Below are 25387 nucleotides of genomic sequence, written 5' to 3' on the forward strand. Positions count from 1 at the left end.
AATTATATTTTTTGTAAAATTTTTCCAAAAAACAAAAAAAATTCTATGAAAATATAAAGAAATGTAGTATAATTTAAGTAGCAATTATGTAATAAAAATAAAAATAAAATTAAAATAAATGGAAGAGAGGCTGACAAGATGGATAAAAGATCAAAAGTAACAGCGATGTTATCTGTGCTATTAGTTTCGGCACCAACTACTGCAAAAAAAATAACAACTTCAAATTTAAGAGACAATGCTATGAGAACGGATGCTGTCGAAGTTGACAATACAAATTCTGAAAATGTAGAAAATTATGTAACTGAAACAAAAAAATCTGAAGGAGATTTACTTGTATTAGATACAAATAAATTAAAATTTGATTATAACAGTGCAAATATAAAAGATGAATATAATCCAATACTGGAAAAAGTAAAAAAATATATTGAAGAAAAAAATTTAAAAGTTTCAATTATTGGATATACAGATTCAAAGGGGACAAAGAGTTACAACAAAGAATTATCACTTAGAAGAGCTGAAAGCGTTGAAGAAAGATTAATTGATTTGGGACTTTCTCCTGAAAGAATTATTGAAACAGTTGGAAAAGGAGACAGTAATCCTATCGCATCAAATGATGATGAAGATGGAAGAGCTAAAAATAGAAGAATTGAAATAAAAATCAATAAAAATCAAAGTTAAAAAAATAAAATAAAATAAACTATTCTTTATAAAATATGAATAGTTTATTTTATTTATTATTATTATTTTTAAATTTATTTATAATTTTTTAGAAATTTCTCTAATTTTTTCTTTTTTTATTTCAAGCCGTATTTCTAATTCATTCATCCATACAAGTGGATCTTTTGGATTGACAAGTCTTTTTATGTTATCTTTTTTCGTATTTTCATCCGTCCAAATAAGTTTTGTTATAGCTCCAGCTCCAATCCCAATAATCGTCTTATTTTCTTCAATCATTTCAATGTTGTAAATAGATTCACAGTTTTTAAGCGAGTATCCCAGATTTTCTCCCCACTGAAAACTGTTTTTCTGGCGGTACATATAATAAGGGAAAAGTCCTTTATTTTCAGTAATTTTAGAAATTTTTTCAAAAATAGTCTTGTAGTCCAAAGTGTCACGATGCTCATAATTCTCTTTATTAAGTTTACTTGCATTTTTTATCGCCAAATTATGAATTGTCAAATTTTTCACATCGTATTTTGCCACTTCGTCCAAAGTATACAAAATATCTTGAGTTGTTTCTTTTGGAAGTCCTAAAATTAAGTCCATATTGATTGAAAGTCCCATTTCTTTAGCTAATTTATAGACTTTGTCAAACTGTTTTCTGTCGTGATAACGATTCACGAGTTTTAGCGTCTTTTCATTAAATGACTGTGGATTTATGCTGATTTTATCCACGCCACCTTGCTTTAAAACCTGCAATTTTTTTTGATTTAATGTATCAATTCTTCCAGCTTCAAATGTAAATTCTTTTAGATGGCTTAAATCGTAATTTTTTTTTATTGTATCAAGTAATTTTTTAATTTCTTCAGCTGACAAAATTGAAGGAGTTCCGCCGCCGATGTAAATTGTATTTATTTTTAAATTAAGTTCTTGTGCAAGTTGTCCAATTTCTTTAGTTTCCTTGTAAATGTCTTCAATATATTCGTCATATCTAGCGGCATATTTTCCTTTTAAAAGATACGCCGGAAATGAGCAGTAAGTGCATTTTGTTGGACAAAAAGCAATTCCAATATAAATTCCGATTGTATCTTTATCGAGATATTTCTGCTGCTTTTTTACAATATTTATCAGCAAATTTCTTTTTTCGTCGCTGACTAAATAAATATCTCTCAAAATTTCTAAAATTTTTTCATAAGAAAGTCCCATTTTCAAAAATCTTCCGACAATTTTTGTAAGTCTTACGCCAATTAAAGTTCCCCATTTGAAATCTTTTTCTTTCTCAAAAATTTTAAAAATAGAAGTTTTTAGCATAACTTCTGCTTGGTCAAAATATTTGTCGCAAATTTTTTCATAGGAAAAAGTAATTTTTTTTAATATGTTTTTTTCTTCAATATTTTTTTCGACATTTTTAATTTTAAAATTTTCACAAATTTCAATTTTTATTTCAGAATTTTTATTATTTTTATAATTATTAAAATTTTTTTCTTTTATCAAAATAGCCACGACATCAATTTTTTCTAGATTTTCAAAAATTTCAAAATAAATATTTTTCTCGGAATTTGCTTTTAAAATATCGTATTCTTCTGGTAAAAGAACTCTCACAAATTCTTCCAATTTATTTTCGTTTACTTTAATATTTGAAACTATCATTTTTTATTTAATCACTCCTGTGAAAAATAAAAGTAAAATAATAATTCCCAAAATAATTCGATAATATCCAAACACTTTAAAATCGTGTTTTTTGATGTAATCCATAAATACTTTTATAACGGCGTAAGCAAAAATAAAGGATAAAACAAATCCAAGTCCAATTAAAAACCATTCTTCCATTGTAAGAACATTTCCAATTTTAACTATCTTTAGCAAAGTTGCTCCAAGCATTGTCGGAATTGCCAAGAAAAAAGAAAATTCTGTGGCAAGGACTCTGTTTAATCCAAGCAAAACTCCTCCAATTATTGTTGCAGCAGAACGAGAAGTTCCTGGAATCATCGCAAGGCATTGAAAAAGTCCAACTCCAAGTGCAAGTGGAATTGTCATTTCTTTGATTGATTTAATTTTTTCTTCTTTTTTCTTTCTTGTTTCAATCCAAATAAGTAAAATTCCATAAAATACAAGCATTATCGAAACAGTTAATGAATTAAAAAATTTCTCTTCAATAATATCATCAAATTTAAGTCCCAAAATCACGGCAGGAATTACAGCAATCACAATTTTTACCCACATTGCAATAATATCCATGCTCTCTTGCTTCGTATTACCTTTCGCAAATGGAAAAATTTTTTTCCAGTAGTAAACGACAACTGACAAAATTGCTCCTAACTGAATTATTATTTTAAAAGCGTCAACAAAAACTTTATTGTCAGATAATTTTAAAAATTGGTCAACAAGTATCATATGTCCAGTACTGCTGACAGGTACAAATTCTGTAAGTCCTTCAACAAGACTTAGTATAAAAACTTTTATAATACTAAAAATCATATATCATTTCCTTTCTAAAAAAATTTTTTATTATTACATAAAATTGTAACATTTTTTTGGCAGTTTTACAACTTTACTGAAAAAAATTAGGAAAATAAATTTGAAAATTTATGAAAAAAAGTGTTGACAAATTTCTTGAAAAGTGGTAGAATAAATTTGTAATACTTACAAAAGTATACAAAATATAAATTTTTAAGGAGTGATAAAAATGTCAAAAACAGTTGAAAAATTAAATCTTTATTTAGCTAATTTAAATGTGTTATACAGAAAGGTTCAAAATTATCACTGGAATATAGTTGGTTCAGGATTCTTTTCTGTTCACGCAAAATTGGAAGAATATTATAATGGATTAAATACACAAATTGATGATGTTGCTGAAAGAATTTTAGCAATTGGTGGTCGTCCTTTAGGAACATTAAAAGACTACTTAGAAGTTTCTACAATTAGTGAAGCTAAAAATGAAGCAATTTCTATTGCTGACGCAGTTGCCGATGTTAAAAAAGAATTTGAAGCAATGTTAAAATTAGTAAAAGAAGTAAAAGAAGTTGCTGATGAAGAAAATGATTACGGAACATCTGCATTAGTTGATGAATATATCAGCACATATGAAAAAGATTTGTGGATGTTAAATGCTTATTTAAAATAATTTCTTTTAATTAAAAATTTTACAAAATTATTCAAAAATTCATTACTATACTTTAAATTTGAGAGAAAATCTGAATGTTGATTTTCTCTTTTTTTTAATTTTAATTTTTAAATTTTTTTGATAAAAAAATCTAATTTTTATTTCAAAATATTAAATTTTTTCAAAAATTATAAAACTTTAATAAAAAATAAATTTTCAAATCTTGAAAAAGATAAAGAAATATGTTATTATATTATGAATGATAAAAATAAATAATCATAGTTATATATAGAAAGGAGAAATAAATAATGGCAAAAAAAGATTTACATCCTGCATACAATTTTGTAGTGTTTGAAGATACTAGTAATGGAGACAAATTCTTAACAAAATCAACAAAAACTTCTAAAGAAACAACTACTTTTGAAGGAAAAGAATATCCTGTAATAAAAGTTGCAACAAGTTCAACTTCTCATCCATTCTTTACTGGAAAATCTAAATTCGTTGATGAAACTGGAAGAGTTGATAAATTTAAGAAAAAATACAATTTATAATTTGAATTATAAAAAAAATAAAAGCAGAGGTTTTTTACTCTCTGTTTTTTTTTGAATTTTTTAGAAAAAATTGAAAAATAGGAGAAAATAAATGGAAAAACCAATAAAATATGAATTGGAAAAAAAGGATAAAAATGCCAGAGCTGGTGTAATTTCAACTCCGCACGGAGAAATTAAGACTCCTGTATTTATGCCAGTTGGAACTCAGGCAACCGTTAAAGCTATGACGAAAGAAGAATTAAAAGAAATCAATTCTCAAATAATTTTGGGAAACACTTATCATTTGTATTTAAGACCTGGAGATAAATTGGTAAATGATTTTGGTGGATTACATGGCTTTATGAATTGGGATAGACCGATTCTTACGGATAGCGGCGGATTTCAAGTTTTCAGCTTGGGAGATTTGCGGGATATAAAAGAAGAAGGAGTTAATTTTCGTTCGCATATAGACGGCTCAAAACATTTTTTATCGCCGGAGAAATCTATTGAAATTCAAAATAACTTGGGAAGTGACATCATGATGGTTTTAGATGAATGTCCTCCGGGACTGTCTTCTAGGGAATATTTAATTCCATCAATTGAGCGGACTACAAGATGGGCAAAAAGATGTATAGCTGCTAATAGAAATAAAGAAACACAAGGGCTTTTTGCAATTGTCCAAGGTGGAATTTATGAGGATTTGAGGGACAAAAGTTTTAATGAGTTGTTTGAGATGGATGATAATTTTTCAGGATATGCGCTTGGAGGACTTGCAGTTGGAGAGCCTAGAGAAGATATGTACCGAATTTTAGAATATATCACGCCAAAGTTGCCGGAGAATAAACCTAGATATTTGATGGGTGTTGGAGAGCCTGTGGATATGTTAGAAGCTGTGGAAGATGGGATAGATATGATGGATTGTGTTCAACCGACAAGACTTGGAAGACATGGGACAGTTTTCACAAAATATGGAAGATTGGTTATAAAAAATTCATCTTATTCGAGAGATGACAGACCACTTGACGAGGACTGTGATTGCTATGTTTGTAAAAATTATACGAGAGCCTACATAAGACATCTTTTTAAGACTGGAGAAATTTTGGGACAAAGACTGGCGACTTATCACAATTTGCACTTTTTGTTAAAATTAATGGACAATGCTAGAAATGCTATTTTGAACGAAAAATTTCAGGAATATAAAGAAGAATTTTTGAAAAATTATGCGATGGGGAAAGAGAGCGATTGGATAAAGCCAAAGATTTTTGGAAATCCGACTATTGTGAAAAAAGGAAAAAATGAAGTTATGTTATAAAATAAAAAAAGAAGAGTTTATTTAAAAATTCTTCTTTTTTTATATTTTTTCTTTATTTTTAGTAAAAAATACAAACTGCATTATTATTATTATTTATTTAGTAATTTTTTAATCAAATATAAAAAATTTTTTTATAAAATATCATTTATCGAATAATCAGAATAAATAATTTTTCTTTCGTCAAGCAATTTTTTCAAATTAATTTTTTTACTAAAAGGAAGATATCTTAAATAAATATTTTTCCCACTTAGTTTTTTTCTGTCTTTTTTTGCCAAATTTTCAAGAAAAATGACATTTCTTGGAATTTTAATCTCAGTTGTAATTTCTATAATATTTTCGTTTTCCATTTCTTCTTTTGAAAAATCCAGTCTTTCTAAAAATTCATTGTCATTTAAAATTACACAAAATTTCTCTTTAACTTTAATATTTTTATTTTTGCCAATTTTATATTCAATTTGTTCGACTTTTTTATAATTTATTTTTTTAACTTCTTCTTTTATTTCAAAATTTTCTTGATTTTCGTCTATATTTTCCATATCTTTTATATTTTTATTTTTATCTTTATCTTTATTTTTATTTTCATCTTCATTCTCAGAATTTATATTTTCGTTTTTATTTTCATTTTCTAAAAAACTATTTTCTACAGAATTTGTTTTTAAATAATTTTCTTCTTCTTTGACAAAACAAATATTTTCTGGAATAAAATCGTAAAATACAGTAAATGGATATTCAGTTTCGTATTTTTCGTTTATTTCAAAATATTTATTTATAAAAGGTTCGTTGTATTCAAAATCATCTTTATTTTTAACAACGATTTGACTTTTTTTAGAAGTTATTTTTTTATAATAAATTCCGATTGTGAGTAAAAATATTTTAAAATCTGACATTTCATATTTAAATTCTTCTTTTTTGCTAAAAATATTTTTTATGATTAAATTTTTATTTTGTCTAAAAATTTGTGCAAGTAATTTTTTCGTCTGAGTATTATATTCCATTTTTCCAATCAAAAACTCTTTGATTTCTCTAAAAATTTCTGCATCTTCATATCCATAACCATTGAATTTATATTTTCTTCTTATCAAAACTTCGACTATTTTGTGAGTTTCAGTTTGCCTAATATTTGCAATTTTAACCGAAAATTTCCAGTTATAATATTTATTTAGCAATAAAAGCATATTTGAAATATTGTAATTAAGTCGTCCAATAATTTGTCTTCCACAAAAAAGTTCAATTTGGTCAAAATTTGCTTTCATATTTATTTTTTTATTTTCGTCCCATTCAACATTTGTATAAAAAACTGATTTTATTGGAAACGAAGTATTGAATAACGAATGATAATAGAGTAAAGTTTCGTCTTTCATTTTAGACGGTTTTACATCTTCAATATAAACTTTTGTGTAAAATTTATTTTGAAACATTTCAGATTTTAATTTATAAACGATGTCATAAATTAAATTTTTGTTCAAATCTTTAAAAAGTTCCCCTGAATTAAACCAAACTGCATTTTTATTTGAAAAACCTTTTTGCTTAAGGTCAAACATTATGTGATTTTTATTTTCTCCAATGAATTTAATATTTTCAAAAAGCACATTATTTGTCCTAAAAGTTGGCGTTGGATTTCCAAAACCAAAAGGTTTTAGTTTTTCTGTCAGCTGAAAAAATTCGTACGAAATTTTTTGTATTGGAATTTGCTTATCAATTTCGATAATTTTTACAAAATCGTCTTTTGTCAATTTAGTTTTCGCAAATTTATTTACTTTTTTTTGAAAAAGCGGAATATTTTTTATCGGAATTGTAAATCCAGCCGCACCTGAATGTCCTCCAAATTTTAAAAATAATTCTGGCATTGACTGTAGAACTTCCAAAATATTGAAATTTCCAATACTTCTGCACGAACCGACTGCAATTCCTTCATCTTCTTTAACTTCCATTATTATTACTGGTTTATAGTATTTATCAACAATTTTTGAAGCTGCAATTCCAATTACGCCGTGATGATATTCAGGCGAATAGTCGATAATTACAAAATCATTTGAAGTGTCAGTATTTTCAATTTTGTTTTCAATTTTTTCCACAATTTTATTTTGCAGTTCTTTTCTCTCAAAATTTCTGTTAATAAGTTCTTTTACAATAACTTCAATTTCTCGTTCGTTATCCGAAGTCAAAAGTTTTACAACCATTTTCGCATCTGTAAGTCTTCCAGCCGCATTAAATACAGGCGCTATGATAAATCCCACATCGTAAGTTGTGTACTCAGTTTTTTCAATATTTTGCTGATTTGAAGAAAATAATTTATAGAGCAAAAATTTTAGTCCTTTATGTTTTGTGCAAAGTAATTGCTCTAAACCAAATTTTGTAAAAATTCTATTTTCATCCGTAAGCGGCACAATATCTGCAACTGTTCCAATCGCCACCAAATCCAAATATTTATTTGTCTCTTCTTTTTTTTCAGCTCTTTCAAAAAGACAAAGCACAACCATAAAAATAGTTCCAACTCCAGCCAAAAATTCAAAAGAAAAATTGTTTTCTTTCCTTTTAGGATTAATGACCGCCAAAGCTTCTGGAATTTTTCCGCCGTGCAAATTGTGGTGATCTGTAATTATTATAGGCAAATCTATCGAATTTGCAAATTCAACTTCGGGAAAAGCAGTAATTCCACAGTCAACTGTTATTACCAAATCCGCTCCTGAATCTTTTATTTTTTTAAGTGCTTCGTTATTTAGTCCATAACCTTCATCTCGAATTGGAATGTAGTAATTTACATTTTCTGCTCCAAGTTCTTTTAGAGCTAAATATAAAACCGAAGTGGAAGTGATTCCGTCAACATCGTAATCTCCATATATCCAAATATTTTTTTGCTCCGAAATTGCTTTTTCAATTTCAACAACAGCTTTTTCCATATCGCAAAGTCCCAAAGGATTTTCGACATCTTTCAAACTTGGATTAAGAAATTTTTTTATTTTTTCGTCTGAATCAATTCCTCTTGAATAAAGAATTTGCAAAATATCTTGATCAATTGAAAACTTTTTTGCTTCATTTTGATTGGCTCTTTTTATTTTTACTTTTTTAAATTTTTCTTTTTTTTCTTTTTCATTGCTTTCATTTTTATTTTTATCTTCATTTTTTTTTATATATTCCCTTTCCTGTCGTGGACTTGGAATAACTTTTGAACGCCATCTTGTATTTCTCATTTTTTTCTCCTCTTTTAAAATTTCCCCCATTAATTTTTGTAAAGTATTTTTGGGAATTTCAAAACTTTACTTTTATATTTTACCACATTTTTAATTTTATTTAAAATTAAAAAAATAAAATTTATTTTACTTTATTTTCAAAATTTATTGACAAAGATGCATTAAATAAGGTAAAATTTTATATATTTTAATAAAAAAATAAATTTTTTTGAAAGGAGAAAAAGATACTTTATGTCAAAAAAAATAAAAATCACACCAGCTTCTGTAATAATTGGAGTTATTGGAGCTGTACTTATTTCTGCGAGTTCATTTTACACTGTTTTAAAATTTGGTGCACTGCCTTGGCCAACAGTAATGGTGACGCTAATTTCCATCATGGCGCTAAATTTTTTCAAAAAAACTGATAGCAAAGAAATTACGGTCACTCACACGATTATGAGTGCTGGATCAATGGTTGCTGGAGGTGTAGCATTCACAATGCCTGGATACTTGATATTGGGTGGAAAACTTGAAAATATCAATAAAACTTTGCTTTTTGTGACAATTTTACTTGGATCTGTGCTAGGTTGTGTTCTTTCTTTTATTTTTAGAAAAAAGATGATTGAAGAAGAGAAGCTTGAATTTCCAATTGGAGAAGCGGCTTATAATTTGGTAAATTCGGATAACACCAAAAAAGATGGACTTTTTGTCGGATTAGGAGTTCTATTTAGCACAGTTGTTTCCGTTTTGAGAGATATTAACTTTACTAAACAAAAATCTCCGATTATTCCAACGCTAATTTCTACAAAAAATGGATTTTTAAGTTTTTATGTTTCTCCACTTTTAGTTGGAATTGGCTATATTTTAGGATTTTTAAACACTTTTATCTGGTTTTTAGGAGGTGCTTTAGTTCATTTTATAGCACAGCCTTTGGCAATTTCAAAAAATATAAAAGATTTTGATCTTATGAAAAATAGTTTTGGAATGGGAATTGTTGTCGGAATTGGATTTGGAGTAATTGTAAAACTAATTTTTTCTCAATTAAAAAAGGAGAAAAAAAGCACTTCTATATTTTCAAAAAAATTATTTACTTATTTTTTAATAACAGTTTTATTAATTACTTTTATTTATAAATTACCAATTATCTTAGCATTTGTTCTTTTAGTAATTTGTATTTTATGTACAATAGTCGCTGGATATTCAACTGGAAAAACAGGTGTAAATCCGATGGAAATTTATGCAATTATCACAATTTTAATAATTTCTTTTTTAGGAAAATTAAAATTTTTAAACTTTGCTTTTTCCACAAAATTTTCAACACTTTTATTATTTTTTTTAGCGTGTATCGTCGCAGTAGCTTGTGGACTTGCGGGAGATATTTTAAATGACTTTAAATCAGGTTATAAAACTAAAACTGATCCAAAAGAACAGTTTTTAGGAGAACTTATAGGAGCTGTTGTGAGTTCGGTTGTTATAACTTGGCTATTTTTCGTATTTTTTAACATTTATAAAAATATTGGTCCAAAAGAAAATTCAGAGTTAATAGTGCTTCAAGCTTCAATTGTTGCTTCAATTATAAATGGAATTCCATTTATTCAGTTTTTCTTTACAGGACTTTTAATCGGTTTTGCACTTTATATGTTAAATTTTCCTGTGCTAACTTTTGGAATAGGAATTTATGTCCCATTTTACTTGACTTTGCCAGTATTTTTAGGTGGACTTCTAAATTTAATCTTTGGAAAAATTTCTACTAAATTTTCACAAAAATTTATGATGTTTTCAAACGGATTGATGTCAGGTGAAGCAATTATCGGAGTGATAATTTCACTGATTGCATATTATTTTATATTATTTCGCTAAAAATTAAAACATGACGAGAGGTGATTAAATTGATTTTAGGATTTGACATTGGAAATACTCATATTGTTCCAATTTTTTACAGCAATGAAGGGGAAATTTTGGCATCTTTTAGAATTCCTACAAATTTAACTTATACAGAAGACACTTTTTTTGCCGTATTAAAGACATTATCTGAAAATAGTAAAATAGATATTTACAAAACTCAAAGTATTATTGTTTCTTCAGTTGTGCCACATATAAATGAAATTTTTTATTATCTTGGAAAAAAATATTTTAAACTTACGCCAAAATTTATTTCGCTAAAAAATACAAAAAAAGAAATTATTTTTTCAGAAAATTTTGAGCGTGGATTGGGAGCTGACAGGATTTGTGACATTTTAGCTCTTAAAAAAACTTATAAAAAAAATGAATTTGTTGTAATTGACTTTGGCACAGCAACTACTTTTGATGTGATAAAAGACTCAGTTTACTGTGGTGGCTGTATTTTACCTGGCATCACGCTTTCAATAAATGCGTTATTCACAAATACGGCAAAATTGCCAAAAGTTTCATTTGAAAACTCAAATTCAGCACTTGGTACAAATACAACAGAGCAAATTAATGCGGGAATATTTTTTGGAAATGTTGGAGCAATAAAAGAACTTATTTTTCAGTACAAAAAAGATTTTCCAAACGCTTGTGTAATAGCGACAGGTGGACAAGGTAAAAAAATTTCTGAATATGTTGAAACAATAGATGAATATATAGAAAATTTAGGTGCTAAAGGAATTTTTGAGTTTTATAGACTAAATAAAGATTAATTTTTTTTATTTTTAAAAATTTTTTGAATTAAAATAAAATAATTAAAAGTTGAAAAGTTTTATTTTTTTGATTTGATAAATATCTTTTAATTCAATTAAACTTAAGAGTAAAAAAAAGATTTTGAATAAAAAATAGGGGGGATATAATCCCCTTATTTTATAATTTTATCAATAACTCCTCCACCTAAACATTCTTCGCCATTGTAGGCAACCACAATTTGTCCCAATGTTACCGCTTTTTGTGGAGAATCAAAAATCACTTCGTATTTTTCGCCATCCAATTTATTAATTGTTGCTTTTGTATCAGCTTGTCTGTATCTGAATTTTACCGTACATTCTAGTGGAAATGAAACATCATCAGGATTAATAAAATTAAAATCTGTCGCAATCATTCCTTTTGAATAAAGCAAAGAATTATCACCTTGCGTAACAATTAACTGATTTTTTTCCAAATCTTTATCCACAACAAACCAAGGTTCTCCAGTCCCTTCTTTCGTATTTCCAATTCCAATTCCCTTTCTTTGTCCAATTGTGTAATACATAAGGCCATGATGTTTTCCCAAAACCTTTCCTTGAATATTTACAATTTCTCCATCTTTTGCAGGTAAATATTTAGACAAAAATTCATTAAAGTTTCTTTCTCCAATAAAGCAAATTCCTGTGCTATCTTTTTTCTTTGCAGTCGCCAAATTATATTTTTGTGCAATTTCTCTAATTTTAGGTTTTTCATAGTCTCCAATTGGAAATAGCACTTTTTCTAATTGTTCTTGATTTAGTTGACACAAAAAATATGTCTGGTCTTTGTTGTCATCAACTCCGCGAAGCATGGTTGACTTAATTTTGCCATTTTCATCTTTTTCGTGAATTATTCTGGCGTAATGCCCTGTCGCCACATAATCCGCACCAATTTTCATTGCATAGTCTAAAAACGCTCTAAATTTAATCTCTTTATTGCACATCACATCAGGATTAGGTGTTCTTCCTCTTTTATATTCATTTAAAAAGTAAGTGAATACTCGATCCCAATACTCTTTTACAAAATTTACTGAATAATATGGGATTCCCAGTTGCTCAGCCACAGCAATCACATCTTTGTAATCTTCCTCAGCCATGCAAACTCCATTTTCATCTTTTTCTTCCCAGTTTTTCATAAAAACTCCGATGACTTCATAACCTTGTTCTTTTAAAAGAATTGCCGCAACAGAAGAGTCGACTCCACCTGACATTCCCAAAACAACTTTTTTCTTTTTCATATTATATTTTTTTCTCGCTTTCTATTTTTATATGCAAATAATAACATTAAGTATTTTATTTGTCAATGAATTTAAAAGTTTTTGCTCTGTCTTGTTTATTTTAAAATTACTTTTTTTAATAAAAAAATTTCAAGAATATACTTAAAAAATCTATTAGAAATGCAAGTTATTTAGCTAAAATAAGTGAAAAAAATAATTTAAATAATATGTTTGCTTTTATGAAAAATATAGGGTATAATACTTATGAACTTAAGTAAAGTTACAATATTAAAATGATTACAAATATACGGATACAAAAAAATTTTTGAAAGGAAGTTTATAATATTATGGACGCATGGAGAGGATTTAAAGAAGGAAATTGGAAAGACAACATTGATGTTACAGAATTTATCAGATTAAATTATACAGAATATTTAGGTGATGACAGCTTTTTGGAAGGACCGACTGAAGCAACTACTAAATTGTGGAAAGAGCTTTCTGAAAAATTTAAAGTAGAAAGAGAAAAAGGTATTTATGACGCTGAAACTAAAATACCTTCTCAAATAGATGCTTATGGAGCTGGATATATTGATAAAGATTTGGAAAAAATTGTAGGACTTCAAACTGATGCTCCACTAAAAAGAGCAATCTTCCCAAATGGTGGATTAAGAATGGTAAAAAACAGCTTGGAAGCTTTTGGTTATAAATTAGATCCAGAAACTGAAGAAATTTTTACTAAATACAGAAAAACTCACAATGATGGAGTTTTCTCAGCTTATACTGAACAAATAAGAAAAGCAAGACATACAGGAATTATTACAGGACTTCCAGATGCTTATGGTCGTGGAAGAATTATCGGAGATTACAGAAGAGTTGCTCTTTACGGAGTTGACAGATTGATAGCTGACAGAGAAGAACAATACAAAAATTTAGATCCAGCTGAAATGACTGAAGATGTAATTAGACTTAGAGAAGAAGTTTTTGAACAAGTTAAAGCATTAAAAGCATTAAAGAGAATGGCAGCAGCTTACGGATTTGATATTTCAGGACCAGCTACTAATGGTAAAGAAGCAGTACAATGGCTATATTTTGCATACTTGGCAGCAACTAAAGATCAAAATGGAGCTGCGATGAGTATTGGTAGAACTTCTACATTCCTAGATATTTTCTTGGAAAGAGATTTGCAGGAAGGAACTTTGACTGAAAAAGAAGCTCAAGAAATAATGGATCACTTCGTTATGAAATTAAGAATAATTAGATTCTTAAGAACACCTGAATATGATGCATTGTTCTCAGGAGATCCAGTTTGGGTAACTGAATCAATTGGAGGAATGGGAGCAGATGGAAGATCAATGGTTACAAAAAATTCATTTAGAATCTTGCACACATTGTACAACATGGGAACTTCACCTGAACCAAACTTAACAGTTTTATGGAGTGAAAAATTACCTGAAACTTGGAAAAAATTCTGTGCTAAAGTGTCAATTGATACTTCATCAGTACAATATGAAAATGACGACATTATGAGACCACAATTCGGAAATGACTATGGAATCGCATGTTGCGTATCTCCAATGACAATTGGACACCAAATGCAATTCTTCGGAGCAAGAGTAAACTTGCCAAAAGCATTGTTATACGCAATTAACGGTGGTAAAGATGAAAAATCTAAGATTCAAGTTACACCAGTTGGACAATTTGAACCAATCAAAGGTGAATACTTGGAATTTGACGAAGTATGGGAAAAATTAGATAAAGTGTTAGACTGGTTAGCTTCAACTTATGTTAAAGCATTGAATATTATTCACTATATGCATGACAAATATTCTTATGAAGCATTAGAAATGTCATTGCACGACATTAATATCAGAAGAACAGAAGCATTTGGAATTGCTGGACTTTCAATTATTGCAGATTCACTTGCGGCTATTAAATATGGTAAAGTTAAAGTTGTAAGAGATGAAGAAGGAGATGCAGTTGACTACATCAATGAAAAAGATTATGTTCCATTCGGAAATAATGATGATGCAACTGACCAATTTGCAGTAGATATTACAAGAAGATTTATGAACAAATTGAGAACTCATAAAATGTATAGAGATGCAATCCCTACACAATCAGTATTAACTATTACTTCAAACGTTGTATACGGTAAGAAAACAGGAAATACACCTGATGGAAGAAGAGCTGGAGCACCATTTGGTCCAGGAGCAAACCCTATGCATGGAAGAGATACAAGAGGAGCTGTTGCTTCACTTGCTTCAGTAGCAAAAATCCCATTTGAAGATGCAAACGATGGAATTTCTTATACATTCGCAATTACACCAGAAACATTAGGTAAAAATGCAAATGAAAAACAAACTAACCTAGTTGGATTAATGGACGGATACTTCAACCAAACAGGACACCACTTAAATGTAAATGTATTCGGAAGAGATTTATTAGAAGATGCAATGGAACATCCTGAAAATTATCCACAATTAACAATCAGAGTTTCTGGATATGCAGTAAATTTCGTTAAATTGACTAGAGAACAACAATTAGATGTAATTAACAGAACAATTTCAAACAAAATGTAATTTTTGAAAGTTTAAAAATTTAAAATTTAAATTTAGCTGTTAAACAAATTCAATTTAAGCAAATTCAATAAATTGTTAAAAATATGAAAAATGTCGCATAGTTTCATAAAAATATGAGTTATGCGGCATTATTTTCTATTATTTAAATATAAAATAAATATTTATATTAAATTTTATATTGAGTTTATATTAAAAAAAGTAAGAGAGAAAGAGAGAGAATTTATATGGAAGTAAAAGGATATATACATTCATTTGAGTCTTTTGGGACAAAAGATGGACCGGGAATTAGATTTGTGCTGTTTTTACAGGGATGTCCTTTGCGATGTTTATATTGCCATAATGTTGACACCTGGAAAATTGAAGATAAAAAAATGGTGCTGACTGCACAGGAAGTTATGAAGGAAATTTTAAAAGTGAAAGGATTTATAAAAACTGGCGGTGTTACTGTGTCTGGTGGGGAACCTTTGATGCAGCCTGAATTTCTGATGGAATTATTTAAACTTTGCCGTGAAAATAAGATTCATACGGCACTTGATACATCTGGATATATTTTTAATGAAAAGGCGAAAAAAGTGTTGGAGCTTGTGGATATGGTGCTTCTCGATATTAAGCACATAAATCCTGAAAAATATAAAATATTGACTTCTGTAGATTTGGAAAATACGCTAAAATTTGCAAAATATCTAAAGGAAATAAATAAACCGGTTTGGTTAAGATATGTATTAGTTCCAGGATATTCTGATGATGAAAAAGATTTGCACGACTGGGCAAAATTTGCGTCACAGCTTACAAATGTGGAAAGGGTGGATATATTGCCATTCCATCAAATGGGAAAATCAAAGTGGGAAAAAATGAAAAAAGTGTATAAATTACAAGATACACCGACTCCTACGAAAGAATTGATTGACAAGGCTGAAGATATTTTTAGATCTTATGGGTTAAAAATGCTGGAAAAATAAAATTAAGGGAATTATTTCTAGTTTTATTAGAAATTAGTTCCCTTTTAGATTTTTTATTGTTTGAATTTTATCGAATAAATTATGTCTTTTGCTTGTCCCAAATTATCAACTTGTGCAATTCCTATACCAATAGCTTTGGATTTAAATGGATTAAAATTATATTTTGAAATAAACGATTGTATTTGAGATAAATTTACTTGAGAAAGTAAAGGTATATATGGTTCAAAATTTGTAAATACATCTGACGAACCGTATAACTTGAAAAGTTTTTCTCTTTCTGGAATATATTTTATCCAATTAGGAACATTTATATTTTTTGCATGATATTTAGTCAGATTGACTGTAATTTCATCTGCTAGTTGTTGTATATTTTCATTGTTTTTAGCATCTAGTACAAGCAATTTTCTATCTGTTTTTCTCAACCTGTAAAACTCTACATTGAAAGATTTTGTCTGATTTGCAATTTTTTCAATGATTTCCTTAATTTTATGTAAATTATTCATATTATATTTTGTAAGATAAAGTGTTAATTGTATTATATATTTTTTTTCATAAAGGCTTTCAATTCCATTCTCTTTTAATTTTTTTGAAATATTTTCAACATTTGTAGTTGTGTTATTATCTAAAATTACAAAAACATTATAATCTACATTAGGCTTAACATTAGGCTTAGAATCAAATAGCGGTATAAGAAAAATCAGAATTAGAATTACAACACCAATACTATCACTAGAATTAGAAGTTTTGTAGTCTGAGCTAATATTAGTAGAATCATAATCAGAAGTATTTTGCTCTGAAACTGAAATGTCAGAATTAGAATCAGACATACTGTAATCTGTATTAGAAAAAATATTAAAACAAAATATTATAAAAATTAAAAAAAATATTTTTTTTATCATAACAAAACCTCCTAAATTTCCTATTTTAGATTACTTTTATTTGTTATAATTATACCCTAAAATAGTATAAAAACAAGGTTTAAAAAATATTTTAACAAATATCTCCTACATTTTTCCCAAAATTTAATGCCTGGCTCATCCCTCTCATATTCAAATTTTCAACAACCACAGCATTATATTCTTTAGACAATTTTTTCGATAATTTATGTAAAAAATCTCTTCGACAATTTTTGATGTACTCATGTAATTTTGATATTTTCAATTTTTGCTTATACCAATTTTTAGAAAATTTTACTTTTCTTGATAACAATTTCTGTAATTTCTTCAATTTTTTTTCTTTACGGTAAAACAATACTCTTTATCTTACAAGATAAAAAGAAACGTCATTTCCATCTTGATTAAGCACAGCTTCCCTACCTTTTATGTGAATTTCAATTTTTCCGTCGCTATATTTTGAACCGCTTGCGGATACAACGTGGTCTAATTGAAATCTGGAATTTGATGACTCATCAATAAGTTGAATTTTGTCTGATGTAACATAAACTACAACAAATTTTTTTCCGTTACAATTAAATGTTTGGGAAGGAACTTTTTTGCGTGTATCATTTATTGGTGGATATTTTCTTACTTCATTGCTGTTATTAGATGAAGCGCAGCTCATTAATGATACACTTCCAAATATTACTAGTAATTTCTTAGCTAATTTCATCATTAGTTGCACCACCTTTCTTTAATTTTTAAAATATTCGACTTTTAGTTTAAGCTTTACAGGCTCTTACTCCATATTTAAAATATTTTCTCCAATAAGGCTTTTTAGAGACTCCTTTGGAAGATGAAGCATTAATAAATATCGAGTTTCCAACATAGACAGCTGTGTGGTCTATTCTGTTATCAGGTCTAAAATACATAATATCTCCCGATTTTAGATCTTTTCCTACAACTCTTGGTCCTTTTTTTATTTGTTGAGTTGAAACTCTTGGTAATTCTTGATTAAAAGTTTCACGATAAACTCTACGAGTTAATGCTGAACAATCAATTCCTTCTTTTGAATCTCCATCTAATTTATATTTAGTTCCTTTCCATTTACTATATGAAGTTAAAAGTTTTTTTCTATGTTAACTTTACGTTTTTCCTGAGCTGAACCTGAAGCCATTACTTTAGCGTGTCTTTGTTTTAGTTCTGCCATTTTAGTTTCGAGAAGAGGGCTTGTGTTTTTTGATGAAATGCTGTAAATTCTTGTATTATGTGTTGTTATAGAGCTTTTTTTAGTAGCTGAATTTTTATTAGAACTATTGGTATTACTAACTTTTTTAGTTTTTGTCTCCTTTGCCTATAAATTTGTTCCTACAAAAGTTGACAATACACAAATAGCTGTCATAAATTTATTTTTTTTCATATATTTTTATTCCTTCCAAAATTAGTTTTTAGTGTAGTAATAATGCTGAATAAAACTCAGAACTAAAATTATTTTATTTCGAATATCATTTTTATCAATTTTTTGATACGATAATTGTATCATTTATTTGAAAAAAATTAAATTGGTTATTTTCTCAAAAAAATAAAAAGAGACTGTTTCACAAAATCACTTTATGAGACAGCCCTCTGAAATACAAATTTATTTAAGGGAAAGAATATATTTAGAATGATGTTCCGAATCCTACACCAATACGGGCATTCTTATCCTTAGTATCGTATCCACCATTTACTGAGAAATTAAAGTTTCCTATTTCCATTCCAACTTTCACTCCACTTCTAAAGTTTCCACGATTTTCATCTTTTGCAGATAATTTATAAGTTCTGTTTGTATCTACATATTTAATTTCATTTTTCTTATGATCAATTTTTCCAAGTTCATGTTCATACGCTAAATCTAAAGACGCTTTTAGTTTAGTTTTATCTGTAATTTCTTTTGTATAAGCAACTTCTACACCAACAGATGGTTTAACTGAATAATAGCTATTTCCTTTAACATCCAATTTGAAAGTTCCATCTTTTTCTTTAATTCTTTCAAAATTTCCATATCCAAGCTTTAATGTTCCATAAGGTTTGATAGTACCATTTTCACCTAACTCATAAGTTTTACTAATTTCATTCTTAATTGAGAATCCATAAGCGTTGTAATCAGCTTTATTTTCGTAAATATTTCCTGCCATAAATCTACGTTTCATAGAGTTTTGTGAAATAAATACGTCTCCACCAAAAGTCCAATCAAAGTTGTTTAACTCGTATTTCTTATAACCACCTAATTTAAACATTGTGATATTTTCTTTTGAATGTGCAATATCTTTGAATTTATATCTATTTATTACAACACCACCGTAAAGTCCCCAATTATTATCAGTATTGTTAAATAAGTAAGAAACCCCGTAAGCTGTGTTTTTAGTGTCAGGCACTTCATTAGTTTCAAAATCGTGTTTATTTCTGTCAAAGAATGTTTCAACGTGATGTCCAGCTTTATCAGCATTGTCTTTTTGTAAAGATAAAATTTGTTTATCTAGAAGATTATCTGTTTGATTAATTCTTTGCTGAACATTTGTATATTGGTTTCCTCTTACTTCACGGTAGACTCTTCTTAGACTTTCAGCATCTCTTAATTTGTTCATATAGTTAAATATTTGTTTATCTTTTTCACTTGCCATAATGTATTTTTCATCAAGCGCTTTTGCAACACCTTCTGTATTTTCATCAGCAAATTTTGCATAAGATTGTTTTTTCAAAGTAACTTTTTCAATTCTACCGTCCTTAATTTCAGGATCAGCTTCCCAAATCAATGAATATGATTTTACTGTCCAGTTAGGAATATTACTCGTTTTGATCGAGTTATTAAATGGATCTAGTACATTACTTCCAACTGTAACTTCTGTATCATTAGTCTTTTCTGTAACTTCTGCTCCGATTAGCAAGTCAGCACTGTCTAATCCTAAGTTAGCTAATCCTTCTATCGGATTAGTTTTTCCAAGTGAATTTACATAAATTCCTAAACTTCTTCTAGCAGGAAGGTCTTTAGCAGCGATAGCTTTGGTTGAGCTTCTTAAACTTATTCCACTTGAACCGCTTCCACCAATTATAAAATTACCTCCAGAAATGCTACCGTTACCTTTATTATAAATTGCTACTGAATTATTTCCAGTAATTGTAAAATTACCTCCAGAAACTTTAGCTTCATCATTGTTATAGATTCCTACTGAATTATTTCCACTAATTATAAAAACATCTTCAGAACTTATAACATTATTACCTTTATTCAAGATTCCTATTGAATTATTTCCGTTAACTATAAAATCCCCTTTAGAAATTTCAACTTTACCACCATTGTTCACTATTCCCCTTGAATTTTTTGATTTAATTTCGAAATATCCTGTATTATTAACTATACCACCATTTGCCAATATTCCAATTCCTCCATCAGAATCAATAATAATATTTCCATTATTTGTAAATTCTGAATTTGCATCAAGAACAACTCCAATAGCATTCTTTGCAGTTAGTTCTATTGTACCGTTGTTGACACCTTTAGATCCATTAGCTAAGTACATTCCAACACCGTTTTCACCTTTAATAATTATTTCTTGATTATTTGTTAATCTTCCACCATTTGTTTCAGACATTCCTCTAGAATTTTTACCTACTTCTATAATTCCATCATTTATTGTTTCATTTTCTGGATTACTTGAATGCATTGCGATGCTTGGATCATTTTTGTCAGATGAATCTCCTATTATTATTTTATTTCTGTTACGCATTTTCATTTTACCTTTTCCTTCAGCATACATTCCTTTAGATTTGTCTCCTGAAAGATTTATTTCTCCATCATTATCGATATAAGAAATTAGATTAGGATTATTTTTAGAATGTTTTACATCTTTTATATCCGCCATTATTCCAGTAACATTTGCTGCATTACTTGTAATCGTACCGTAGTTGTTAGCAAATCCATTAATATTATTGTACTCTTTATCCATACGTATACCTGTAGAATTTTTTCCTAATTCAATTATACCTTCATTAATAATAAATCGTTCATAATTATCTTCTACATCCTTGTAAACAGCATGTTGCGCAATGGAATTTTCTCCTACTTTTATGAAACCTCTATTATAAACAATCTGTGAAGACATTCCCACAGTATTTTTTCCTGTAAGTTTAATTATTCCATGATTATCCGCAAATAAATCTGATTTTATAGCATTCTGATTATCCCCTGTTCCTGTAATCTCTTTATCCTTAAGTAAATGAATAATCGGGTGAGTTGTCATATCTGATAAATATGAGCTACTACTATTATCAAGATTTATATCACTATTAACATGAAGTTCAGATACTGAGCCAAGATTTTGAAGTTTAGGTTTATCAGCAAGGGGTTGTTTTTTGGGTATTGGTCTAGGTGTAGGGGTTCGTTTAATGGGCTTAACAGGATCTTGTGGAGGATCTTGTGGTTTAATGGGGTTACCAGGATCTTGTGGTTTAATGGGGTTACCAGGATCTTGTGGTTTAATGGGGTTACCAGGATCTTGTGGTTTAATGGGGTTACCAGGATCTTGTGGTTTAGTGGGGTTACCAGGATCTTGTGGTTTAGTGGGGTTACCAGGATCTTGTGGTTTAGTGGGGTTACCAGGATCTTGTGGTTTAGTGGGGTTACCAGGATCTTGTGGTTTAGTGGGCTTAACAGTCTCCGGATTAGAGTCTGGCTTAGGTGCAGGAGTTCCAGGATTTGGTTTGCTTGGAGCTGTATTTATGTTTGAAGGCTTATCTGGATTTGAAGGTGTATTGTTTGCGGTTCCACCACCGCCACCGCCGCCGCCAGAAGCGCAACTTAAAATAGCACATAACGATGTTAAAAGTATTAAATTTCTTAACTTTTTAGATTTTTTCTTTAAATTTCGTGTTTTCATCACACTTCCTCCTTTTACTTTAAAAGAAATTAATTTTTTATTTATTTTTTTATATTTTGTGTAAATTTATCTGAATAAATTAATTGTATGTAAAAAATTAGACTCCCTAATCATTCCTATTATATCTTGATTTTTTTTAAAAGTCAATAAAATTAAAATAGTTTTAACAAAAAGATAGCAAGAAGTCGTAGGCTTTCTACAAGTGGGAGATGAATTGCTTTTTTTATTGAAAAAAGGATACATCCATGATATAATTTTTGTATAAAATATCGAAGAGAAGTTATAAATAATAAAATTTCTAAAGAAATAATTAAAAATAATATTCAAAATCAAAGGGAGGTGTAATTTTATGAAATATAATTTAGCATTCAAATACAGAATTTATCCAAATAAAGAGCAGGAATTATTGATAAATAAGACTTTTGGATGTGTTCGTTTTGTTTACAATACGATTTTGTATATTGCTAATAAAATTTATGAAGAAACTGGGAAAAATAAAATAATTACACCTGCCAGTTTGAAGAGTGAAAATAAATTTCTAAAAGAAGTGGACAGTCTAGCACTTTCAAATGCTCAATTGAATGTAAAACGATCGTTTACAAATTTCTTTCAGAAGAGGGCAAAATTTCCAAGGTTCAAATCTAAAAAGAATAATGTTAAAAGTTACACGACAAATTGTGTGAATAATTCAATACGAATAGAGGAAAACAAATATTTGGTTTTGCCAAAATTGAAAAAAGTTAAATTGAAATATCATAGAAAAATACCGAAGGATTACAAGATAAAGTCAGTAACATTGACAAACAGTAATGGAAATTACTATGTTTCTGTTTTGACAGAATTTGAAAAAGAAATTCAAAAAATGCCAAGTAATGATAAAGTAATTGGACTTGATTTTTCAATGTCTGAATTATTTGTCAGTTCTGAAAACCAAAGAGCTGATTATCCAAAATATTTTAGGATGTTGGAAGAAGAATTGAAAAAATTACAGAAATCATTATCGAGAAAAGTGAAGTTTTCTAAAAATTGGTATAAGCAAAAAGCGAAAATATCAAAATTGCATGAGTATATTAAAAATTGTCGAAGAGATTTTTTGCATAAATTATCGAAAAAATTGTCTGAAGAATACAATGCTGTGGTTGTTGAGGATTTGAATATGAAGGGGATGAGTCAGGCATTAAATTTTGGGAAAAGTGTAGGAGATAATGGATGGGGAATGTTTTTGAGGATGGTTGAGTATAAACTGATGTTTTTAGGGAAACAATTTTTGAAGATAGATAAATGGTTTCCGTCGTCGAAAACTTGTAGTAAATGTGGAAATATTAAAGAGAAACTGAAATTATCAGAAAGAAGTTATAGATGTGAGTGTTGTGGGATTGAAATTGATAGAGATTACAATGCGGCACTGAATATAAGAGATGTTGGAAAAGAAATGTTGAAATATTAGGAAATAAAAAAACAGGGCAGGGACTGTCCGAAGAGCTTGGTAAATATATTTGGCTAACAAAAGCAGATACTTCCCAAGAAGCTCCCGCTTCTAAAAGCGGGAGTAGTTCACTTCCTTAAAATCAATAATTTTAGCCTGTCTATGTATCTCCCTGCCTTCATAAAATAAAATAACTACTGGAACTGAAAATAAACTTAACTGTCCAACAGCTTCAGGAATTTCAGGGGCTTCAATATGATAGGATGGAAAATTTTTTTCATTTGCAATTTTTTCAACTTTTGGCATATCAGCATGACAGATACTGCAGTTATTCATTGAAACATATAATAAGAAATACTTTTCCTCTTTTATTTTATTCAGTATTTCCTCATAGTTTCCAAGTCTTTTCATACAATTTCTCCTTTTCTATTTTTTAAATTTTACTGAATAAATTATATTTTTAGCTTGTCCCAAATCATCTACTTGAGCAATTCCAATACCAATGACTTTAGATTTAAAAGGATTGAAGTCGTATTTTGATGTAAATGCGTCTATTTTGGATGGATCTTCTGGAGTAAGTAAAGTTATGTGGGGATCAAAACTTGTAAATACGTTTGGAGAGCCGTACAAATTGAAAGATTTTACTTTTTCAGGAATAGATTTTGCCCAGTCGGGAACTTGTGCGTCCTTTGCACGATATTTGTTTAAGCTAACTGTTATTTCATCTGCAAGCTGCTGTATAGCTTCATTGTTTTGAGCATCAAGCATAAACCAGTTTCCGCCAGTTTTTCTTAATCTGTAAAATTCTATATCAAAAGGCTTTGTCTGATTTGCGATTTTATTGACAGTATTCTTTATTGTTTTTAATGCTTCAGGTTTGTATTCTGTAAGATAAAGTGTCAGATGGACTGCATATCCTTTTGAATAAAGGCTTTCAATTCCTGCCTCTTTAAGTCCCTTTGAGATATTTTCCACATTTCTGGTTGCATTATTATCCATAATTACAAAAACGTTGTAATTTACATTGGAAAAAGCGTTCAGGCAAAACATTAAAAAAATTGAAAAAAATATCTTTTTCATAATAAAACCTCCTAAATTTTTTGTTTTAGATTACTTTTGCTACAATTATACCTTGAAATATTTTAAAAACAAGGTTTAAAAAGTATTCCACATTTAATTTAGCTGTTTTTCCGCACATTTACTTTATTTACTTGTAAGATTATCCAAAAATTCATAAAGAAGATTATTCATCTCATTATAATCGTTATTGCGGATTGTTTGAGGTGATTGTACAAATGGTAAAGTTTGGCTTTTCTTTTCAAGATCTTTATCTGAATCAATTAATAATTCTGCCACTTTTTTTGTAAATTCAGGATGGCATTGAAAGCCGTAGTGCTTTTCGCTATATTTTATAATTTGTCGTGGACATCCTTTGCTTTTTGCTAAAATTTTTGCTGTATCAGGAAGTCCTGGCATATCGCTGTGCCAATGTCCTGTTATCGCTTGTTTTCCAAAATGCTTAATATTTTTATCTTCTAGTCCATCTTCAGTTAATTCAATCGGAAAATTTCCAATTTCGCAAGAAGGACTTTTTTCTGTAGTTCCACCGTAGGCTTCTCCTAGAAGCTGAGCTCCAAGACATGCTCCAACTATGTATTTATCAGCTTTTATAGCTTTCTTAATCAAATCAATTTCAGCTTTTGGGTCAAAATAAGGAAACTCGCTATTATCTCCAATTGGACTTTGAGGACCTCCCATTACTATTAAAAAATCAAATGAATCCACATTTTCAGGTAACTTTTCATCTTGATAGACTTTTGTCATTGTGACATCGTGTCCAGAAAGTGCTGCCCAGGCAAGATAAGCTCCTGGAACTTCAAATGTTTCGTGTAATATAAAGTGTATTTTCATCACTGTACTCCTTTAAGTTTTAGATTTCTAGTAAAATCACTTTAAAACTAACTT

Annotated in this window: 21 protein-coding genes; 9 read left to right on the plus strand and 12 right to left on the minus strand. The window is 28.7% G+C overall.

The genetic code is table 11. The annotated features are described in order from the left end of the window. Positions 1-138: 138 nt before the first annotated feature. The gene (locus tag J5A73_RS00375; protein ID WP_211615630.1) at positions 139-678 is read left to right on the plus strand and encodes an OmpA family protein; all 540 of its coding nucleotides are present in this window, start codon (positions 139-141) and stop codon (positions 676-678) included. A gap of 78 nt (positions 679-756) precedes the next feature. Here J5A73_RS00375 and J5A73_RS00380 read toward each other — a convergent pair whose 3' ends face one another. Then, the gene (locus tag J5A73_RS00380) at positions 757-2310 is read right to left on the minus strand and encodes a coproporphyrinogen III oxidase (protein WP_211615632.1); all 1554 of its coding nucleotides are present in this window, start codon (positions 2308-2310) and stop codon (positions 757-759) included. 3 nt (positions 2311-2313) lie between these two features. Next, positions 2314-3138, minus strand: coding sequence for an undecaprenyl-diphosphate phosphatase (locus J5A73_RS00385; protein ID WP_211615634.1), 825 nt, complete (start codon positions 3136-3138; stop codon positions 2314-2316). A 208-nt stretch (positions 3139-3346) separates the two neighbouring features. On the opposite strand from J5A73_RS00385, the gene J5A73_RS00390 reads away from it, so the two are divergent. The 3 genes from J5A73_RS00390 to tgt all read left to right on the plus strand — a co-directional run bounded on the left by J5A73_RS00390 (position 3347) and on the right by tgt (position 5605). Then, positions 3347-3784: a Dps family protein gene (locus J5A73_RS00390; protein ID WP_211615636.1), complete on the plus strand. Its 438-nt coding sequence runs from the start codon at positions 3347-3349 to the stop codon at positions 3782-3784. A 287-nt stretch (positions 3785-4071) separates the two neighbouring features. Then, positions 4072-4314 (plus strand): type B 50S ribosomal protein L31, encoded by a 243-nt coding sequence (locus J5A73_RS00395; protein WP_211615638.1) that lies wholly within the window; start codon positions 4072-4074, stop codon positions 4312-4314. 91 nt (positions 4315-4405) lie between these two features. Further along, positions 4406-5605: a tRNA guanosine(34) transglycosylase Tgt gene (tgt, locus tag J5A73_RS00400; RefSeq protein ID WP_211615640.1), complete on the plus strand. Its 1200-nt coding sequence runs from the start codon at positions 4406-4408 to the stop codon at positions 5603-5605. Positions 5606-5736: 131 nt separating this feature from the next. Here the strand turns inward: tgt and recJ are convergent, their stop codons facing one another. Further along, on the minus strand, positions 5737-8796 hold the full coding sequence (recJ, locus tag J5A73_RS00405) for a single-stranded-DNA-specific exonuclease RecJ (RefSeq protein WP_211615642.1): 3060 nt from the start codon (positions 8794-8796) through the stop codon (positions 5737-5739). 231 nt (positions 8797-9027) lie between these two features. On the opposite strand from recJ, the gene J5A73_RS00410 reads away from it, so the two are divergent. Together J5A73_RS00410 and J5A73_RS00415 are read left to right on the plus strand one after the other, a co-directional pair. Continuing rightward, the gene (locus J5A73_RS00410) at positions 9028-10635 is read left to right on the plus strand and encodes an OPT/YSL family transporter (protein WP_211615644.1); all 1608 of its coding nucleotides are present in this window, start codon (positions 9028-9030) and stop codon (positions 10633-10635) included. Between the two features lie 20 nt (positions 10636-10655). Further along, entirely contained in the window at positions 10656-11435 is a 780-nt protein-coding gene (locus J5A73_RS00415) for a type III pantothenate kinase (RefSeq protein ID WP_371813405.1), read from the plus strand. A 152-nt stretch (positions 11436-11587) separates the two neighbouring features. On the opposite strand, the gene mnmA is transcribed toward J5A73_RS00415, so the two are convergent. Beyond that, positions 11588-12688 carry a tRNA 2-thiouridine(34) synthase MnmA gene (gene mnmA / locus J5A73_RS00420; RefSeq protein ID WP_211615646.1) on the minus strand — a complete coding sequence of 367 codons (1101 nt, stop codon included), beginning with the start codon at positions 12686-12688 and terminating at the stop codon, positions 11588-11590. 326 nt (positions 12689-13014) lie between these two features. On the opposite strand from mnmA, the gene pflB reads away from it, so the two are divergent. Together pflB and pflA are read left to right on the plus strand one after the other, a co-directional pair. Beyond that, positions 13015-15246: a formate C-acetyltransferase gene (gene pflB / locus J5A73_RS00425; protein ID WP_211615648.1), complete on the plus strand. Its 2232-nt coding sequence runs from the start codon at positions 13015-13017 to the stop codon at positions 15244-15246. Between the two features lie 224 nt (positions 15247-15470). Next, a complete protein-coding gene (pflA, locus tag J5A73_RS00430; protein ID WP_211615651.1) occupies positions 15471-16205 on the plus strand; it encodes a pyruvate formate-lyase-activating protein in 735 nt (244 codons plus the stop codon). 53 nt (positions 16206-16258) lie between these two features. Here pflA and J5A73_RS00435 read toward each other — a convergent pair whose 3' ends face one another. The 5 genes from J5A73_RS00435 to J5A73_RS00455 all read right to left on the minus strand — a co-directional run bounded on the left by J5A73_RS00435 (position 16259) and on the right by J5A73_RS00455 (position 21996). Next, complete coding sequence (locus tag J5A73_RS00435; RefSeq protein WP_249069304.1) at positions 16259-17104, minus strand: hypothetical protein; 846 nt, start codon at positions 17102-17104, stop codon at positions 16259-16261. A gap of 91 nt (positions 17105-17195) precedes the next feature. Then, the gene (locus J5A73_RS00440; protein WP_256438643.1) at positions 17196-17456 is read right to left on the minus strand and encodes a transposase; all 261 of its coding nucleotides are present in this window, start codon (positions 17454-17456) and stop codon (positions 17196-17198) included. A 6-nt stretch (positions 17457-17462) separates the two neighbouring features. After that, positions 17463-17828 carry an MliC family protein gene (locus J5A73_RS00445; protein ID WP_211615653.1) on the minus strand — a complete coding sequence of 122 codons (366 nt, stop codon included), beginning with the start codon at positions 17826-17828 and terminating at the stop codon, positions 17463-17465. A 34-nt stretch (positions 17829-17862) separates the two neighbouring features. Beyond that, positions 17863-18141: a C40 family peptidase gene (locus J5A73_RS10355; RefSeq protein ID WP_249069435.1), complete on the minus strand. Its 279-nt coding sequence runs from the start codon at positions 18139-18141 to the stop codon at positions 17863-17865. Between the two features lie 600 nt (positions 18142-18741). Beyond that, positions 18742-21996: an autotransporter domain-containing protein gene (locus J5A73_RS00455; RefSeq protein ID WP_249069306.1), complete on the minus strand. Its 3255-nt coding sequence runs from the start codon at positions 21994-21996 to the stop codon at positions 18742-18744. Positions 21997-22345: 349 nt separating this feature from the next. Between J5A73_RS00455 and J5A73_RS00465 the strand changes: the two genes are divergently transcribed. Next, positions 22346-23443, plus strand: coding sequence for an RNA-guided endonuclease TnpB family protein (locus J5A73_RS00465; protein ID WP_211615659.1), 1098 nt, complete (start codon positions 22346-22348; stop codon positions 23441-23443). Between the two features lie 90 nt (positions 23444-23533). Here J5A73_RS00465 and J5A73_RS00470 read toward each other — a convergent pair whose 3' ends face one another. From J5A73_RS00470 to J5A73_RS00480, 3 genes are all read right to left on the minus strand, one after another. Beyond that, positions 23534-23833, minus strand: a complete 300-nt coding sequence (locus tag J5A73_RS00470) for a thioredoxin family protein (protein WP_211615661.1) — start codon at positions 23831-23833, stop codon at positions 23534-23536. 15 nt (positions 23834-23848) lie between these two features. After that, entirely contained in the window at positions 23849-24502 is a 654-nt protein-coding gene (locus tag J5A73_RS00475) for a 2'-5' RNA ligase family protein (protein WP_211615663.1), read from the minus strand. A 123-nt stretch (positions 24503-24625) separates the two neighbouring features. Continuing rightward, positions 24626-25333 carry a type 1 glutamine amidotransferase gene (locus tag J5A73_RS00480; protein ID WP_211615665.1) on the minus strand — a complete coding sequence of 236 codons (708 nt, stop codon included), beginning with the start codon at positions 25331-25333 and terminating at the stop codon, positions 24626-24628. Positions 25334-25387: the final 54 nt, after the last annotated feature.

Source organism: Leptotrichia sp. oral taxon 218 (assembly GCF_018128225.1).
Lineage (GTDB): Bacteria > Fusobacteriota > Fusobacteriia > Fusobacteriales > Leptotrichiaceae > Leptotrichia.